Here is a 15378-nt window from a genome sequence, read left to right on the forward strand (position 1 = left end):
ACGGCTTCTTCGGCGACGTGCCGGGCCTGATCGGCCACATCCAGAGCGGCAAGCTCAAGGCGCTGGGCATCGCCGCGCCGACCCGTCATCCGCTGCTGCCGGACGTCAAGACGCTGGCCGAGCAGGGCATTGCCGGCGTCGAATCGAACAACTGGTACGGCATCGTCGCGCCCGCCGCCACGCCGCCGGCCACGGTCGAGAAACTGAACCAGGCCCTGCGCGCCGCGCTGGGCAACGAGGCGGTGCGCGCCAAGCTCGAGAAGTTCGGCGCCCAGGCCGCGCCCAGCTCGCCGCAGGAACTGGCGGCGCTGATCGCCGCCGACCGCGAGAAGTGGGGTTCGCTGATCCAGCGCAAGAACATCCGTCCGGAGTGAGCATGAGCGACTGCCGAGTCTCGCCGGTCGCGCCGGGCACCCGCCCGGCCCTGGCCGAAATGGAAGCGCGCATCGCGGCCGCGCGCGGCCGCATCTCGCCGCTGTATCAGGTGCTGCTGAACAGTCCCGCCGTGGTGCAGGGCTGGGAAGCGATGCTGACCGCGATCCGCCTGAACACGTCGCTGTCGCCGCGGGTGCGCGAGCTGATCATCCTGCGCGTGGCGACGCTGAACAACGCGCCCTACGAGTTCGACGCGCATGTGCCGCACGCCCTGGCGGCGGGCATGCCGCAGGCGGTGGTGGACCAGTTGCGCGGCGGGCCGCGCGCGGACGCGGTGCAGGGGCTGGAGGCGGGCGAGGCCGACGTGCTGGCCCTGACCGACGCCATGACCCGCGACATCGAGGTGCCGGACGCGCTGTTCGCGCCGCTGCGGGCGCGCTACAACGACCAGGAACTGGTCGAGTTGACCGCGACGGTGGCGGCCTACAACATGGTGTCGCGCTTCCTGGTGGCGTTGCGCGTCGGGCACTGAAAGGAGCTTTGCATGGACAAGACGGTATTGCTGGTGTCGCTGGGCGAGCGTTTCGACGCGGCGCGCGCGGCCGACATGGCGCAACGCCTGACCGAGGGCCTGGACGGCGTGCGGCTGCGCGCTTTCGCCGCGGTCGAAGAGGATGACACCTATGTGTACGTCGACGGCGACGCCGCCGCGCAGCCGGAGGTGCAGGCCCGGCTGGCCGAGCTGTTCCCGGGGGCGCAGGCGCGCGTGCTGCACCTGACCCTGGACCTGGCCGGCGCCTCGGCCGGCGCCCACGCGCCCTGGCACTACATCGTCGAGACCGACGTGCTGCCCGAGGCCGAGGCGGACCTGAATGCCTGGTACGACCAGGAACACCTGCCGGGGCTGGCCTCGGTGCCCGGCACCGTGCGCGCGCAGCGCTACGAGTGCCGCGACCAGGGGCCGCGCTATCTGGCCTGCTATGACCTGGAGACGCGCGAGACCTTCGGCAGCCCGCCGTGGCTGGCGGTGCGCGCCACCGACTGGAGCAGCCGGGTGCGGCCGTCGTTCCGCAACACGCGCCGCACCATGTTCCAGAAGATTCTTTGACATAGAAGAACGAGGAGACAACGATGAGCAAGCGATGGGCGAAGGTGGTGCTGTGGGGCGCGCTGAGCGCGGCCGGGGTGTCGCTGGCCGCGCAGGCCGCGCCGACGCCTGCCGCGGCAGCGGCTGCCGACAAGGTCGAGCGGGTCACGGTGCTGCCGGGCAACGGCGCCCGCATCGAGGTGCTGGTGCAGGGCCAGGGCCCGGCCCTGGTGCTGCTGCCGTCGCGCGGCCGCGGCCAGGAGGATTTCGATGACCTGGCGGCGCGCCTGGCGCAGGCCGGCTACCGCGTGCTGCGGCCCGAGCCGCGCGGCATCGGCGGCAGCAGCGGGCCGATGAAGGACATCACGCTGCACGACCTGGGCAACGACATGGCGGCGGTGATCCGCGATGTCGCCAAACAACCGGTGGTGATGATCGGGCACGCGTTCGGCAACTGGGTGGCGCGCACTACGGGCGTGGACCACCCCGACCTGGTGCGCGGCGTGGTGATCGTGGCGGCCGCGGCCAAGAAGTACCCCGCCGGCCTGAGCGAGCACGTCGATCGCAGCGCCGACCTGTCGCTGCCCGACGCCGAGCGCCTCAAGTCGATCCAGTACGCCTTCTTCGCGCCGGGCCATGACGCCAGCGTCTGGCTCAACGGCTGGTACCCCGAGGTCAGCGAGAGCCAGCGCCTGGCCGGCAAGGCCACGCGCCAGTCGGACTGGTGGTCGGGCGGCAGCAAGCCGCTGCTCGACCTGCAGGCGGGCGCCGACCTGTTCAAGCCGGAATCGACCCGCAACGAGATCCGCGACGAATTCGGCGAGCGTGTCTCCGTGGTGGTGATCCCGGGCGCCGGCCATGCGCTGGTGCCGGAGGAGCCGCAGGCGGTGGCCGACGCCATCGTGCGCTGGGAAAAGTCGCTCAAGCCCTGACGGCCGCGTCTGGCATGGGCAAAAAAAAGCAGCCCCGCGGGGCTGCTTTTTTCATGGGCGCGCCGCTTACTTGAGCTGGCCCAGCAGCAGGAATTCCATCAGCGCCTTCTGCACGTGCAGGCGGTTCTCGGCCTCATCCCAGACCACGCTCTGCGGGCCGTCGATGACTTCGCCGGTGACTTCCTCGCCGCGGTGGGCGGGCAGGCAGTGCATGAACACGGCCTGGGGATCGGCGGCGGCCATCATCTCGGCGTCCACGCACCAGTCGGCGAAGGCGGCGCGGCGCTCTTCGTTCTCGGCCTCGTAGCCCATGCTGGTCCAGACGTCGGTGGTGACCAGGTGCGCGCCCTGGCAGGCCTGCATCGGGTCCTTGAACTGGCGCAGCACCTTGTCGGACGGCGAACCGATGCGGGCGGCTTCGAGCTCGTAGCCGGCCGGGGTCGACACATGCAGCGTGAAGCCCAGCATCTCGGCGGCCTGCAGCCAGGTGTAGGCCATGTTGTTGGCGTCACCGACCCAGGCGACCGTCTTGCCGGCGATGGGGCCGCGGTGCTCGATGTAGGTGAAGATGTCCGCCAGGATCTGGCAGGGGTGGAATTCGTTGGTCAGGCCGTTGATCACGGGCACGCGCGAGTGCGAGGCGAAGCGCTCGATGCGGGTCTGCTCGAACGTGCGGATCATGACGATGTCGACCATGCGCGAGATGACGCGCGCGGTGTCCTCGATGGGCTCGGAGCGGCCCAGCTGGGAATCATTGGAGGTCAGGTTGATGACCGAGCCGCCCATCTGGTACATGCCGGCCTCGAACGAGACGCGGGTACGGGTGCTGGCCTTTTCGAACACCATCGCCAGCGTGCGGTCGTGCAGCGGCATGTGGGGTTCGTAACGCTTGAATTTTTCCTTGATCAGCCGCGCGCGGTCCAGCACGTAGGCGATCTCGGCGGACGAGAAGTCCTTGAACTGCAGAAAGTGCCGCAAGGGGCCGTTTTGAGTCGTGGGAGGAGTCATGGTGATGTCGCAGGTCATTGGGCCCGGACGGGCTCGTGGCCCGGGCGGGAGGTTGATTATGGATGTTCGGCCAGGAACTGTCGAATCAGCGGCGCCAGGATGTCGACGACCTGGTCGGCTTCGGCGCGCGACAGGACCAGCGGCGGCAGCAGGCGGACGACGCGGTCGCGGGTGACGTTGATCAGGAGGCCCGCTTCCAGGGCGCGCAGCGCCAGCACGCCACAGGGACGGGTCAGCTCGATGCCCAGCATCAGGCCGCGCCCGCGCACCTCGGCCACGCCGGGCAGGCCGGCCAGTTCCTGCGCCAGCCGCGCCTTCAGGTGGCCGCCGACGGCATGGGCGTTGTCCAGCAGGTGTTCCGATTCCAGCGCGTCCAGCACCGCCAGGCCGGCCGCGCAGACCAGCGGGCCGCCGCCGAAGGTGGTGCCATGGCTGCCGGGGGTGAAGACGCCCGCCGCGGGGCCGGCGGCCAGCATCGCGCCGATCGGCACGCCGCCGGCCAGGCCCTTGGCCAGGGTCATGACGTCCGGCACGATGTCGGCCCACTGGTGGGCGAACCATTTGCCGGTGCGGCCGATGCCCGACTGGACTTCGTCGATCATCAGCAGCCAGCCGCGCTCGGTGCATAGCTGCCGCACGTCGCGCAGGAAAGCGGCGTCAGAGGGACGGATGCCGCCTTCGCCCTGCAGCGCTTCCAGCAGCACGGCGGCGACGCGCGGCTCGGCGTCGCCGGCCGCGCGGATCGCGGCGGCGTCGTTGTACGGCACCTGGATGAAGCCCGATGGCAGGGGCTCGAAGCCCTTGCGCGCCTTGTCGCTGCCGGTGGCCGCCAGCGTCGCCAGGGTGCGCCCGTGCCAGGACGAATCCATGGTGATGATGTGGGCGTGGGTGTTGCCGCGCTGGTAGGCGTAGTAGCGCGCCAGCTTGATGGCGGCCTCGTTGGCCTCGGAGCCGCTGTTGTTGAAGACCACGTCGCGCATGCCGGACAGCCGCGCCAGGCGCGCGGCCAGCTCAGTCTGCTGCGGGACTTCGTAGATGTTGGAGGTGTGGATGACGCGCGCGGCCTGCTCGCTGATGGCCGCGACCAGCCGGGGATGGGCGTGGCCCAGACAGGAGACGCCGATGCCCGCCAGCGCGTCCAGGTACTTGCGGCCCTGCGCGTCCCACAGCCAGACGCCCTGGCCGTGCGTGAACGCGACCGGCAACCGGGCGTAGATATTGGCCAGAGGCGAGGTCATCACGGGTCCTCCTGGGCATTTTTCCCTGGGCGAAGCGCCTTTCGGGACAGGGCAAAGGATCAATCATATACAATTCGCGGCGCGGGGCGCATGTTTGATCACGCCGAAGATCCGGCTCAGTGAAGGGCGTCCCGTAGTGAAGAATCCATGGCAACTCGCGTCAGACAATTCGTAATTCATGGCGTTACCGAAAGCGGTAGCCGATTTCGCCCCAGCGACTGGGCGGAGCGGCTCGCCGGCGTAATGGCACAGTTCCGGCCCGCCGGCTGTGCGGGTAACCACCTCACCTATTCGCCCTACGTGCTCCCCGTCGTGATCGACGGCGTGCGCGGCATCGTGGTCGACCTGCGCTTGCGCGATCTCGAACCGCTGGCGTACAAGTTCGTGGTGGATTTCGCCCGCGACAACCACCTCAAGACGGAAGAACGCGAAATCTAGGCCAGCCGAAACCACAAAGCGCCCGAACCGGGCGCTTTTCCATTTCAGGCTTGCCACTCCAGGCCACGCCCCATTCGCCGGGGGCGGGCCGTCTCCTACCCGCGCGCCGCGCCAGCCCGCGCGCCGCCGCGGGGATCGCCCGCTACGTGCCGTAGCGGTCGAGGATCTTGCGGATGTCGCGCACGCCCGCGCCGTCCGGACTGAGCAGCGCGCGCGCCGTGACCGACTCCAGGTGATGCCCCAGCAGATGCAGCACGTGCTTTTCGTCGCGCGCGCGCAGGCCGGCGACGATCTCGCGGTGCTCGCTGACCGCGCATTCGCTCGAATGCGGCCGGCCGTAAAGCGCCAGGATCAATGAGCAGCGCGACACGATCTCATTGACGTAGCGGGCGTAGACCGCGTTGCCCGACAGTTCCGCCATCAGGATGTGGAATTCGCCCGACAGGCGGATCGATTCGTTGACGCTGTTGCGCGAGCGCGCGGCCTCTTCCTGCGCCACATGCTGTTCCAGCCGCGCCAGCCCGGCCTCGGTGACGTGCTGCACCAGCCGGCGCGCGACGTCGCGTTCGAGGCAGCGGCGCGCCTCGAAGATGTCGTGCGCTTCTTCCAGGCTGGGGCGCGCCACCGCCGCGCCGCGGTTGGGGCGCAGGTCGACCAGGCCTTCGCTGAACAGGCGCGTCAGCACGCCGCGCACGATCGTGCGGCTGACGCCGAAGCGCTCGCCGATGACGTCTTCGGGCAATTTGTCGCCCGGCAGCAAGGCCTGCTCGATGATCGCTTGCCGCAAGTTTTTGTATACGATTTCCGTGCGGTTCACGTCTTTCCGTGCGGGCTCTGGCACCGCGGGAATGGGGGCCGTCATCTGGGTCTGATCTCCGATGCCTGCGCGTTCCGGTGGCGGGAATCTGCCGGCAAACCGCGCCGGTGCGCACTTTTCTAGGTGTGAAACAGCATACACCATCGGCCGCTAAGGGTTAGCGATAGCTTGAAGCGTCGGACCAACGGCGTACATTGTCGGCATAAATCGTATACAAACATTTATACAAAATTCAGGAAACTGTGGGTTTTGCATGAAAGTTTTTGTATACAAACGATCAGGGGTTTGATTCATGTCCGCAGCACCCGCCGTCCTTCCCTACCGCCTGGCCGTCACGCCCAGCCGCCTGCTGGTGATCAATGGCAACACCACCGCCGACCTTACCGCCAGCCTGGCCGGCCAGGCGCGCGCCTTTTTCGGCGACGCGGCCCGGGTGCATGCCGTGACGGTGCCGTTCGGGCCCGCCTATATCGCCAGCCGGGCGCAGGCCGCGGTGTCGGCCCACGCCGTCTGCGAAACCGCCGAGCGCGAGGCCGCCCTGGCCGAGGCCGCCGGCGAGCCGTTCGACGCCTGTCTGCTGGCCTGTTTCGGCGAGCCCGGCATCGGCGCGGTGCGCGAGCGCCTGCGCATGCCGGTGGCCGGCATGGCCGAGGCCGCCATCCTGACCGCCCTGCAGCGCGGCGACCGCTACGCCATCGTGACGGTGGGCCGGCTGTGGCCGGGCATGCTGCGCGAGCAGATCCGCCAGCTCGGGCTGGAGTCACGCTGCGCCGGCCTGCTGGCGCTGCCGGGCAACGCGCTCGACTACGTCACGCGCTCGCCCGCGACCATTGCCGCCGTCGGCCAGGCGCTGGACGACGCGGTGGCCCTGGGCGCCGACGTCGTGATCGTGGCCGGCGCCGCGCTGGCGGGTTTCCTGCCCAGCCTGCCGCGCCTGCCCGCCGTACCCGTGATCGATTCCTACCGCGCCGCGCTGTCGCAAGTGCAGGCGCTGGCCACGCTCGAGCGCGCCCAGCGCCAGGCGGCGGGCCGCTGACCGGCATTGCCGCCCGCCGCCACGCCGGCGGGCGCCGCCGTATTCCCGATGTATCCCATACCCAACCGCTAGGGAGAATGCTCATCATGAAGACGTTGCTGAAGTGGACCGCCGGGGCCGTGATCGCGCTATCGGCCATCACCGGGGCATCCGCCGCCAACACCCTGAAGTGGGGCGCCGCCCGCGACCTCGATTCGCTCGATCCGTATTCCTACGGCAGCACCTTCAACCTGGCGTTCCTGAACCACGTGTACGAAGCGCTGATCCGCTACGACGACAAGTTCAACATCACGCCGGCGCTGGCCGAGTCGTGGGAGTCGCCGTCGCCGACGGTGCTGCGCTTCCACCTGCGCCGCGGCGTCAAGTTCCACAACGGCGCGCCATTCTCGGCCGACGACGTGGTGGCGTCCATGACCCGTGTGTCCGACGACGCCTCGCCGCTCAAGGGCAACCTGCCGGCCTTCAAGGCGGTGCGCAAGGTCGATGACTACACGGTCGACATCGAGATGACGCATCCGTATCCGCTGATGCTCAACGACCTGACCAACATCTTCATCTTCAACCGCCAGTGGCTGGTGGACAACAACAGCCTGAAGCCGACCGACGCGGCCAAGAAGATCGAAGGCTACGCCACCCACAACGCCAACGGCACCGGCCCGTTCAAGGTCGAGTCGTACCGGCCCGACACGCGCACCGTGCTGGTGGTGAACCCGGACTGGTGGGACAAGCCGCGCCACAACCTGGACCGCATCGAGTTCACGCCGATCGCCTCGGCGCCGACGCGGGTGGCGGCGCTGCTGTCGGGCGACATCAACTTCACCGAGAACGCGCCGCTGCAGGACCTGGACCGCCTGCGCGCCGCGCCCAACGTCAAGGTGCTGGCCGCGACCGAGCTGCGCACGCTGTATTTCGGCTTCAACCTGGGCGACAAGCTGGTCGGCTCCAACATCACCGATAAGAACCCGCTCAAGGATCTGCGCGTGCGCCAGGCGTTGTACATGGCGCTGTCGCCCGAGCTGGTGCAAAAGCGCGTGATGCGCGGCCTGTCGCGCACCACCGGCGCGCTGGTGGCGCCGTCGATCCCGGGCTATGACGCCAGGCAGGAGGAACGCCTGCCGTTCGACGCCGCCCGCGCCAAGAAGCTGCTGGCCGAGGCCGGCTATCCGGACGGGTTCACGTTGTCGCTGCTGTGCTCGAACGACATGTTCGTCAACGAAGAGGAACTGTGCCAGGCCGCCGCCTCGATGTGGGCGCGCATCGGCGTGAAGGCCTCGCTGGCCAGCGGCCCGCGTTCGCTGCAGAACCCCAAGCGTTCGCGCGGCGAGTTCGACATCACCATCCACGGCTGGGCCAATGAGCCGCAGATCGACGCGCTGTCGATCCTGCTGCAGGTGATGCACAGCCGCACCGGCCCGGCCGGGGTCTTCAACTGGGGGCAGTGGGGCGATCCGGCGCTGGATGCGCGCATCGACGCCGCCGCCGCCGAGATGGACCGGCCCAAGCGCGTGCAGATGATGACCGACATCCTGCAGACCCTGCATGACGACGTGCGCTTCCTGCCGCTGCACCAGCAGCCCATGGCCTGGGCGGTGGGCGCTAACGTCGGCGACGTGCTGCAGATGCCGGACAACAAGGCGCGGCTGTGGACGGTGCGCATGAAGTGAGGCCCCGCCGGCCGCCCACGCGGCCGGACGCGGGATGCTTGAGGCTGACAGGAGGCGCACATGCTGGCGTTCATAGTTAGGCGGGTCTGCAATGCGGTCGGCGTGATGCTGGCGGTGGCATTGCTGGCTTTCGTGATTTTCCGTTTCGTCGGCGATCCGGTCGACATGATGCTCAACGAGCAGGCCTCGCAGACGCAGCGCGACGAGCTGCGCGAGCGGCTGGGCCTGAATGCCTCGGTCGGCATGCAGTTCGTGCACTTCGTCGCCAACGCGGCGCGCGGCGAGTTCGGCATTTCGTACCGCAACCAGCAGGATGTGTTCGCGCTGGTGGCCGAGCGCTTCCCGGCGACGTTCGAGCTGGTGATGATGGCGACGCTGCTGTCCTTGGTGATCGGGGTGCCGCTGGGCGTGCTGACCGCCATCTACCGCAAGTCGCGCCTGGCGCAGGCGCTGCAGTTCGTCTCGATCCTGGGGATTTCGCTGCCCAGCTTCGTGGTCGGCATCATGCTGATCCTGGTGTTTTCGGTGCAGCTGGGCTGGCTGCCGGGCTTCGGCCGCGGCGACACGGTGCGCATCGGCGGCTGGACCACCGGCCTGCTGACGCCGTCGGGCCGGGCCGCGCTGGTGCTGCCGTCGATCACGCTGGCGCTGTTCCAGATCACGCTGATCATGCGGCTGGTGCGGGCCGAGATGCTGGAGACGCTGCGCACCGAGTTCATCAAGTTCGCGCGCGCCCGCGGCCTGCCGGACCGGGTGGTGCATTTCCGGCTGGCGCTGCGCAATTGCCTGATGCCGGTCATCACCGTGACCGGCATGCAGATCGGCAACCTGATCGCCTTCGCGCTCATCACGGAAACCGTGTTCCAGTGGCCCGGCATGGGCCTGCTGTTCATCCAATCGGTCATGTTCGTGGACATTCCCGTCATGGCCGCCTATCTGGTGATCGTGTCCTTCATCTTCGTGGCGCTGAACACGCTGGTGGACATGATGTACGGCGTGGTCGATCCGCGCCTGCGCAGCCAGCACGTCAAGGGAGGCGCCAATGCTCACTAAACCGATGTCGAACGCGGGCCGCGGCCGGCTGGCGCGCTTCTTCCAGGGCGACCTGTGGTGGAGCCTGCGGCAGGATCCGGTGGCGATGGGGGCGGGCGTGGTGTTGATCGCCGTGGTGCTGCTGGCGCTGTTCGCGCCGTGGATCGCGCCGCAGAACCCCTACGACCTGGCGCAGCTGGACCTGCTCAACGCCGAGCTGCCGCCGCGCTGGATCGCGGGCGGCGAGGCCCAGTTCCTGCTGGGCACCGACACCCAGGGGCGCGATGTCTGGTCGGCGATCCTGTACGGTTCGCGCATGTCGCTGGTGATCGGGCTGGCCACCGTGGTGCTGTCGCTGGCGATCGGACTGCTGGTGGGGCTGGCGGCCGGCTATTTCGGCGGCTGGATCGACAACGCGCTGATGCGCCTGGGCGACACGCTGCTGAGCATTCCCACCATCCTGGTGGCGATCCTGGTGACGGCGGTGTTCCGGCAGCTGCTGCCGCCGGGCCTGCGCGAGACGCTGTCGTCGGTGATCCTGATCCTGGCGATCTCGATGACCAACTGGGTGCAGTACGCCCGCACCGTGCGCGCCTCGGCGCTGGTCGAGCGCGGCAAGGAATACGTGCAGTCGGCCCGGCTGATCCGGGTCAGCCCGCTGCGCATCATGCTGACGCATATCCTGCCGAACACGCTGACGCCCGTGATGGTGACCGCCACCCTGAACCTGGGCCTGGCGATCCTGATCGAGGCCACCCTGAGCTTCCTGGGCGTGGGCATGCCGCCGACCGAACCGTCGCTGGGCACCCTGATCCGGCTGGGCAACCAGTTCCTGTTTTCCGGGCAATGGTGGGTGGTGGTGTTTCCCGCCGTGTACCTGAGCCTGGTCGTGCTGGTGGTGAACCTGCTGGGCGACTGGCTGCGCGACGCCCTCAACCCCCGCCTGCGCTGAGCGCGGCAAGAACGGACACAAGAGAACCATGGACAACGCAACCCTGTATACCCATGTCCGCCCGGCGGGCGGCGCATCCACCTCGGTGCTGGTGCGCAACGGCCGCTTCGAGGCCGTCGATGGCGCGGTGCCGGACAGCGTGCCGCGCGTCGATGGCGGCGGCGCGCTGCTGCTGCCCGGCCTGATCGACGCCCATGCCCACCTGGACAAGACCATGTATGGCATGCCCTGGTACCGCAACGAGGTGGGCCCGCGCCTGATCGACAAGATCGAGAACGAACGCGTCGAGAAGCGCCGCCTGGGCATCGACCCGTACCGCCAGTCGGCGCGCCAGATCGTGATGTCGGTGGCCGACGGCACCAGCCATATCCGCAGCCACGTCGATGTCGATACCGACATCGGGGTCGCCGCGATCGAGGGCGTGATGCGCGCCCGCGACCAATACCGCGACCAGATCGACGTGCAGATCGTGGCGTTTCCGCAGAGCGGGCTGCTGATCCGCCCGGGCACGCTGGAGCTGATGGAGCAGGCCCTGCGCCTGGGCGCCGACGTGGTCGGCGGGCTGGATCCGGCCGGCATGGACCGCGACCCCAAGGGCCACCTGGACGCGATCTTCGCGCTGGCCGACAAGCACGGCAAGCCGATCGACATCCACCTGCACGAGGCGGGCGAGCTGGGCGCGTTCTCGATGCAGATGACCATCGACCGGGTGCTGGCGCTGGGCATGCAGGGCAAGGTGACGCTGTCGCATTCGTTCTGCCTGGGCATGCCCGATGCGCAGGCGGTGCAGGGACTGGTGGACGGGCTGCTGGAGGCGGGCGTGCACATCATGACCACGGGCTCGGCCTCGCGCCCGGTGCCCAACGTGGCGCGGCTGCACGCGGCCGGGGTCATCGTCTGTACCGGCAATGACGGCATGCGCGACACCTGGGGCCCCTATGGCAAGCCCGACATGCTGGAACGCACCATGCTGGTGGGCCTGCGCAACAACTTCCGCCGCGACGACGAACTGGCGCTGGCGCTGCATGTGGCCACCTATGGCAATGCGCGCGTCATGGACCTGGCGGACTACGGCCTGGCGCCGGGCTGCCACGCCGACTTCGTGCTGGTCGACGCGGAAACGGTGGCCGAAGCCATCGTCTCGCGGCCGGTGCGCAAGCTGGTCGTCAAGCGCGGCCAGGTGGTGGCGCGCGATGGCCGCGCGCTGGCGGAGGCGCCGTGATGGCCGCCCGCGACGACGCCACGCTGCTGACCGCGCGCTGGGTGGTCGGCCACGAAAACGGCCGGCACTGCCTCTACGAGAACGGCGAGGTGGTGTTCCAGGGCGACCGCATCGTCTACGTCGGCCCTCGCTATCCCGGCGCGGTGGCGCGGCGCCACGACTACGGCCGCGCCCTGATCGGCCCGGGCTTCGTCGACCTGGACGCGCTGTCGGACCTGGACACGACCATCCTGGGTTTCGACAACTCGCCGGCCTGGCGCAAGGGCCGCATCTGGCCCGACACGTACATGCAGCGCGGCCCGTACGAGATGTATACGCCGGACGAACTGGCGTTCCAGAAGCGCTACGCCTTCGCCCAGCTGATCCGCAACGGCATCACCACCGCGCTGCCGATCGCCTCGCTGTTCTATCGCGTGTGGGGCGAGACCCGCGATGAATTCCTGTCGGCGGCGCGCACCGCCGGCGAACTGGGGCTGCGCGTCTACCTGGGGCCGGCCTATCGCAGCGGCCACACCTATGTGGACGGGGCGGGGCGCATCCGCTGCCACTACGACGCGGCGCGCGGCATGGCCGGGCTGGAGCAGGCGGTGGCGTTCGCCGACGAGGTCGAGGGCCTGTACGACGGCCGGGTGCGCGCCATGCTGTCGCCGGATCGCATCGAGACCTGCACGCCCGAGCTGCTGCGCGCCTCGGCCGCCGCGGCGCGCGAACGCGCCATCCCGATCCGCCTGCATTGCTGCCAGTCGCGCCTGGAATACGACCTGGTGCGGGAACAGCACGGCATGAGTCCGCCCGAATGGCTGCGCAGCCTGGGCTTCCTGTCCGAGCGCGCGCTGCTGCCGCACGGCACCTATGTGTCCGGCTCGCGCCAGATCGAGCGGCCGGGGCAGGACCTGGAGATCATCCGCGACGGCGGCGCCACCGTGGTGCACTGTCCGCTGGTGTCGGCGCGCCACGGCGCCACGCTGGAATCGTTCGCCCGCTACCGCAAGCTGGGCGTGAAGATCGGCATGGGCACCGATACCTGGCCGCCGGACATGGTGCTGAACATGCAGGTCGGCCTGATGCTGTGCCGGGTGATGGACCAGTCCACCGAGGCGGTGCGCTCGGAGGACTACTACGACGCCGCCACGCTGGGCGGGGCCGACGCGCTGGGCCGAGCCGACCTGGGACGGCTGGCGCCGGGCGCCAAGGCCGACATCGTGGTGTTCGATTTTTCCCACGACCGCAACGGCCAGCTGATCGATCCGATCCAGACGCTGATGGTCGGCGGCAGCGGCCGCGACGTGTCGCAGGTGGTGATCGACGGCCGCTTCGTCATGGTCGACGGCCGCATTGCCGGCTTCGACGCCCGGCTGGCGCAGGACCAGGCGCAAGCGCAGTTCGACCGGCTGGTGGCGCGCTATCCCGACCGTACCTGGGGCCATCCGCCGGTCGACGAGATCTTTTCCTCCAGTTATCCGCGATTCCCGGGGAGCCCGTCATGACGACCGTTCCGAATCCCGCCGCGCCCACCCTGTCGGTGCGCGGCCTGTCGGTGGAATTTCCCACCCGCCACGGCATCCTGGTGGCCACGCGCGACATCAGTTTCGACATCCAGCCGGGCGAGATCCTGGGCATGGTGGGCGAGTCCGGCGCCGGCAAGTCGCTGACCGGCATGGCCGTGATCGGCCTGCTGGAACCGCCGGGCCGCCTGGGCGGCGGCGAGATCCACCTGGCTGGCCGCCGCATCGACAACCTGTCGGCCCGCGCGCGCCAGCAACTGCGCGGCAAGGAGATCGGCGCGATCTTCCAGGATCCGCTGACCAGCCTGCACCCGCTGTTCACCGTGGGCGACCAACTGGTCGAGACCATCCGCCACCACGACAAGGTGTCGTCCGCCGCGGCCCGCCAGCGCGCGCTCGAACTGCTGCTGGCGGTCGGCATTCCGGCGGCGGACCGCCGCATCGACCACTATCCGCACCAGTTTTCTGGCGGCATGCGCCAGCGGGTGGTGATCGCGCTGGCGCTGGCGGCGCGGCCGCGGCTGATCATCGCCGACGAGCCGACCACCGCGCTGGACGTGTCGGTGCAGGCGCAGATCACCGCGCTGCTGCGCCGGCTGTGCCGCGAGCAGGGCACCTCGGTGCTGCTGGTGACGCACGACATGGGCGTGATCGCCGAGACCGCCGACCGCGTGGCGGTGATGTACGCCGGCCGCATCGTCGAGATCGGCCCGGTGCTGGAGGTGCTGCGGCGCCCCGGCCATCCGTATACGCAGGGCCTGATGAACGCGATTCCCGGCCTGCGCCAGCGCGCCGCGCGCCTGAACCAGATCGATGGCGCCATGCCGCGCCTGCACGCGATGCCGGACGGCTGCGCCTTCCATCCCCGCTGCGCCATGGCCGGTCCGCGCTGCGGCATGGACCGCCCGGCGCTGGCGTCCACCCCGTCGGGCGCGACCCTCAGCGCCTGCTGGCTGCACCAAGGAGGCGTTGCCCATGCCGCATGACGATGACATCCTGTTGCGGGCCGATGACCTGGCCTGCTGGTTCGACGTTTCGCCGCCCTGGCTCGAACGCACCCTGTCGCGCCAGCCGGCGCAGACGCTCAAGGCGGTCGACGGCGTGTCGCTGGCGGTGCCGCGCGGCACCACGCTGAGCATCGTCGGCGAGTCCGGCTGCGGCAAGTCGACGCTGGCCAAGCTGCTGGTGGGCCTGGTGGCGCCGACCCGCGGCACGCTGCGCTATGGCCGCAGCCGCACGGGCGGCGCGCTGCATCCGCAGATGATCTTCCAGGACCCGTACGCCAGCCTGAATCCGCGCTGGCGGGTGGGCGCGATCGTGGCCGAGCCCATCATCACGCTGGGCCTGCGCGCCACGCCGGCCGAGACGCGGCGCCGGGTTGAGGATCTGCTGACGTTGGTGGGCCTGTCGCCGAACGACGCGTCGCGCTATCCGCACGAGTTCTCGGGCGGCCAGCGCCAACGCATTTCGATCGCGCGGGCGCTGGCGACGGAGGCCGAGTTCCTGGTGTGCGACGAGCCGACCTCGGCGCTGGACGTGTCGGTGCAGGCGCAGATCCTGAACCTGATGGGCGATCTGCAGAAGGAGTTCGGGCTGACGTATGTGTTCATCAGCCACAATCTGTCGGTGGTGCGCCATGTGTCGGACCGGGTGGCGGTGATGTACCTGGGCCGGATCGTGGAGCAGGCGCCGGCGGACGAGCTGTTCGATGCGCCGGAACATCCGTACACAAGAATGCTGCTGGATACGATTCCAGACCTGGACGCTCCCAGGCGAGACCGCGAGCCGATGGGCGGCGAAGTCCCGAATCCGATTCAGCCGCCAAGCGGATGCACGTTTCATCCGAGATGTCCGGGGGCGAGGGCTGAGTGTCGGGAGAGGGCGCCGGAGGTGGCGGTGGTGGGGGGGCGTGAGGTGCGGTGTCATGCCGTGGAGTGGGCGGTTCTGCAGGCGGCTTGATTGATTTCCTGGTGGGGGGTGGGGGCGGGAGCGGGCTTCGTAGGTCGCCCCTCGGTCGGGCGGACCCGATGGCGGGCGCCCACGATTGCGGTCCGGAGCGTTCGCTCCGGACT

16 protein-coding genes are annotated in these 15378 nt (G+C 69.3%); 13 read left to right on the forward strand and 3 right to left on the reverse strand.

The window, feature by feature from the left end:
- The 4 genes from AOZ53_RS29415 to AOZ53_RS29430 all read left to right on the forward strand — a co-directional run.
- Positions 1-374 (forward strand): Bug family tripartite tricarboxylate transporter substrate binding protein (locus tag AOZ53_RS29415; protein ID WP_255353317.1); only part of this gene is annotated, 374 nt, incomplete at its 5' end.
- Between the two features lie 2 nt (positions 375-376).
- Positions 377-907 (forward strand): carboxymuconolactone decarboxylase family protein, encoded by a 531-nt coding sequence (locus tag AOZ53_RS29420; RefSeq protein WP_054434338.1) that lies wholly within the window; start codon positions 377-379, stop codon positions 905-907.
- Between the two features lie 12 nt (positions 908-919).
- The gene (locus AOZ53_RS29425) at positions 920-1483 is read left to right on the forward strand and encodes a DUF4286 family protein (RefSeq protein ID WP_054474032.1); all 564 of its coding nucleotides are present in this window, start codon (positions 920-922) and stop codon (positions 1481-1483) included.
- A 23-nt stretch (positions 1484-1506) separates the two neighbouring features.
- A complete protein-coding gene (locus AOZ53_RS29430) occupies positions 1507-2394 on the forward strand; it encodes an alpha/beta fold hydrolase (protein WP_082380268.1) in 888 nt (295 codons plus the stop codon).
- Positions 2395-2460: 66 nt separating this feature from the next.
- Here AOZ53_RS29430 and argF read toward each other — a convergent pair whose 3' ends face one another.
- A complete protein-coding gene (argF, locus tag AOZ53_RS29435) occupies positions 2461-3402 on the reverse strand; it encodes an ornithine carbamoyltransferase (RefSeq protein WP_026382721.1) in 942 nt (313 codons plus the stop codon).
- A 56-nt stretch (positions 3403-3458) separates the two neighbouring features.
- Positions 3459-4640, reverse strand: coding sequence for an aspartate aminotransferase family protein (locus AOZ53_RS29440; protein ID WP_054434342.1), 1182 nt, complete (start codon positions 4638-4640; stop codon positions 3459-3461).
- Positions 4641-4787: 147 nt separating this feature from the next.
- Between AOZ53_RS29440 and AOZ53_RS29445 the strand changes: the two genes are divergently transcribed.
- Positions 4788-5078, forward strand: coding sequence for a DUF3579 domain-containing protein (locus tag AOZ53_RS29445; protein ID WP_035360135.1), 291 nt, complete (start codon positions 4788-4790; stop codon positions 5076-5078).
- 142 nt (positions 5079-5220) lie between these two features.
- On the opposite strand, the gene AOZ53_RS29450 is transcribed toward AOZ53_RS29445, so the two are convergent.
- The gene (locus AOZ53_RS29450) at positions 5221-5940 is read right to left on the reverse strand and encodes a GntR family transcriptional regulator (protein WP_054490494.1); all 720 of its coding nucleotides are present in this window, start codon (positions 5938-5940) and stop codon (positions 5221-5223) included.
- A 247-nt stretch (positions 5941-6187) separates the two neighbouring features.
- On the opposite strand from AOZ53_RS29450, the gene AOZ53_RS29455 reads away from it, so the two are divergent.
- From AOZ53_RS29455 to AOZ53_RS29490, 8 genes are all read left to right on the forward strand, one after another.
- The gene (locus tag AOZ53_RS29455) at positions 6188-6931 is read left to right on the forward strand and encodes an aspartate/glutamate racemase family protein (protein ID WP_054490496.1); all 744 of its coding nucleotides are present in this window, start codon (positions 6188-6190) and stop codon (positions 6929-6931) included.
- An 86-nt stretch (positions 6932-7017) separates the two neighbouring features.
- Positions 7018-8595, forward strand: a complete 1578-nt coding sequence (locus AOZ53_RS29460; RefSeq protein ID WP_054490503.1) for an ABC transporter substrate-binding protein — start codon at positions 7018-7020, stop codon at positions 8593-8595.
- 60 nt (positions 8596-8655) lie between these two features.
- On the forward strand, positions 8656-9648 hold the full coding sequence (locus AOZ53_RS29465) for an ABC transporter permease (protein ID WP_054434346.1): 993 nt from the start codon (positions 8656-8658) through the stop codon (positions 9646-9648).
- A complete protein-coding gene (locus tag AOZ53_RS29470) occupies positions 9638-10579 on the forward strand; it encodes an ABC transporter permease (protein WP_054490499.1) in 942 nt (313 codons plus the stop codon). Before AOZ53_RS29465 ends, AOZ53_RS29470 begins: the two co-directional genes overlap by 11 nt.
- Positions 10580-10607: 28 nt before the next feature.
- On the forward strand, positions 10608-11801 hold the full coding sequence (locus AOZ53_RS29475; RefSeq protein ID WP_054434350.1) for an amidohydrolase family protein: 1194 nt from the start codon (positions 10608-10610) through the stop codon (positions 11799-11801).
- A complete protein-coding gene (locus AOZ53_RS29480; RefSeq protein WP_054434352.1) occupies positions 11801-13288 on the forward strand; it encodes an amidohydrolase family protein in 1488 nt (495 codons plus the stop codon). Before AOZ53_RS29475 ends, AOZ53_RS29480 begins: the two co-directional genes overlap by 1 nt.
- Complete coding sequence (locus tag AOZ53_RS29485; RefSeq protein ID WP_054474056.1) at positions 13285-14292, forward strand: ABC transporter ATP-binding protein; 1008 nt, start codon at positions 13285-13287, stop codon at positions 14290-14292. Before AOZ53_RS29480 ends, AOZ53_RS29485 begins: the two co-directional genes overlap by 4 nt.
- Positions 14282-15265, forward strand: coding sequence for an ABC transporter ATP-binding protein (locus AOZ53_RS29490; RefSeq protein ID WP_054490501.1), 984 nt, complete (start codon positions 14282-14284; stop codon positions 15263-15265). The genes AOZ53_RS29485 and AOZ53_RS29490 overlap by 11 nt, the downstream gene beginning before the upstream one ends.
- The last annotated feature ends 113 nt before the right edge of the window (positions 15266-15378 follow it).

The sequence above is a fragment of the Achromobacter sp. 2789STDY5608621 genome (assembly GCF_001299375.1).
GTDB classification, from domain to species: Bacteria; Pseudomonadota; Gammaproteobacteria; order Burkholderiales; family Burkholderiaceae_B; genus Achromobacter; species Achromobacter insuavis.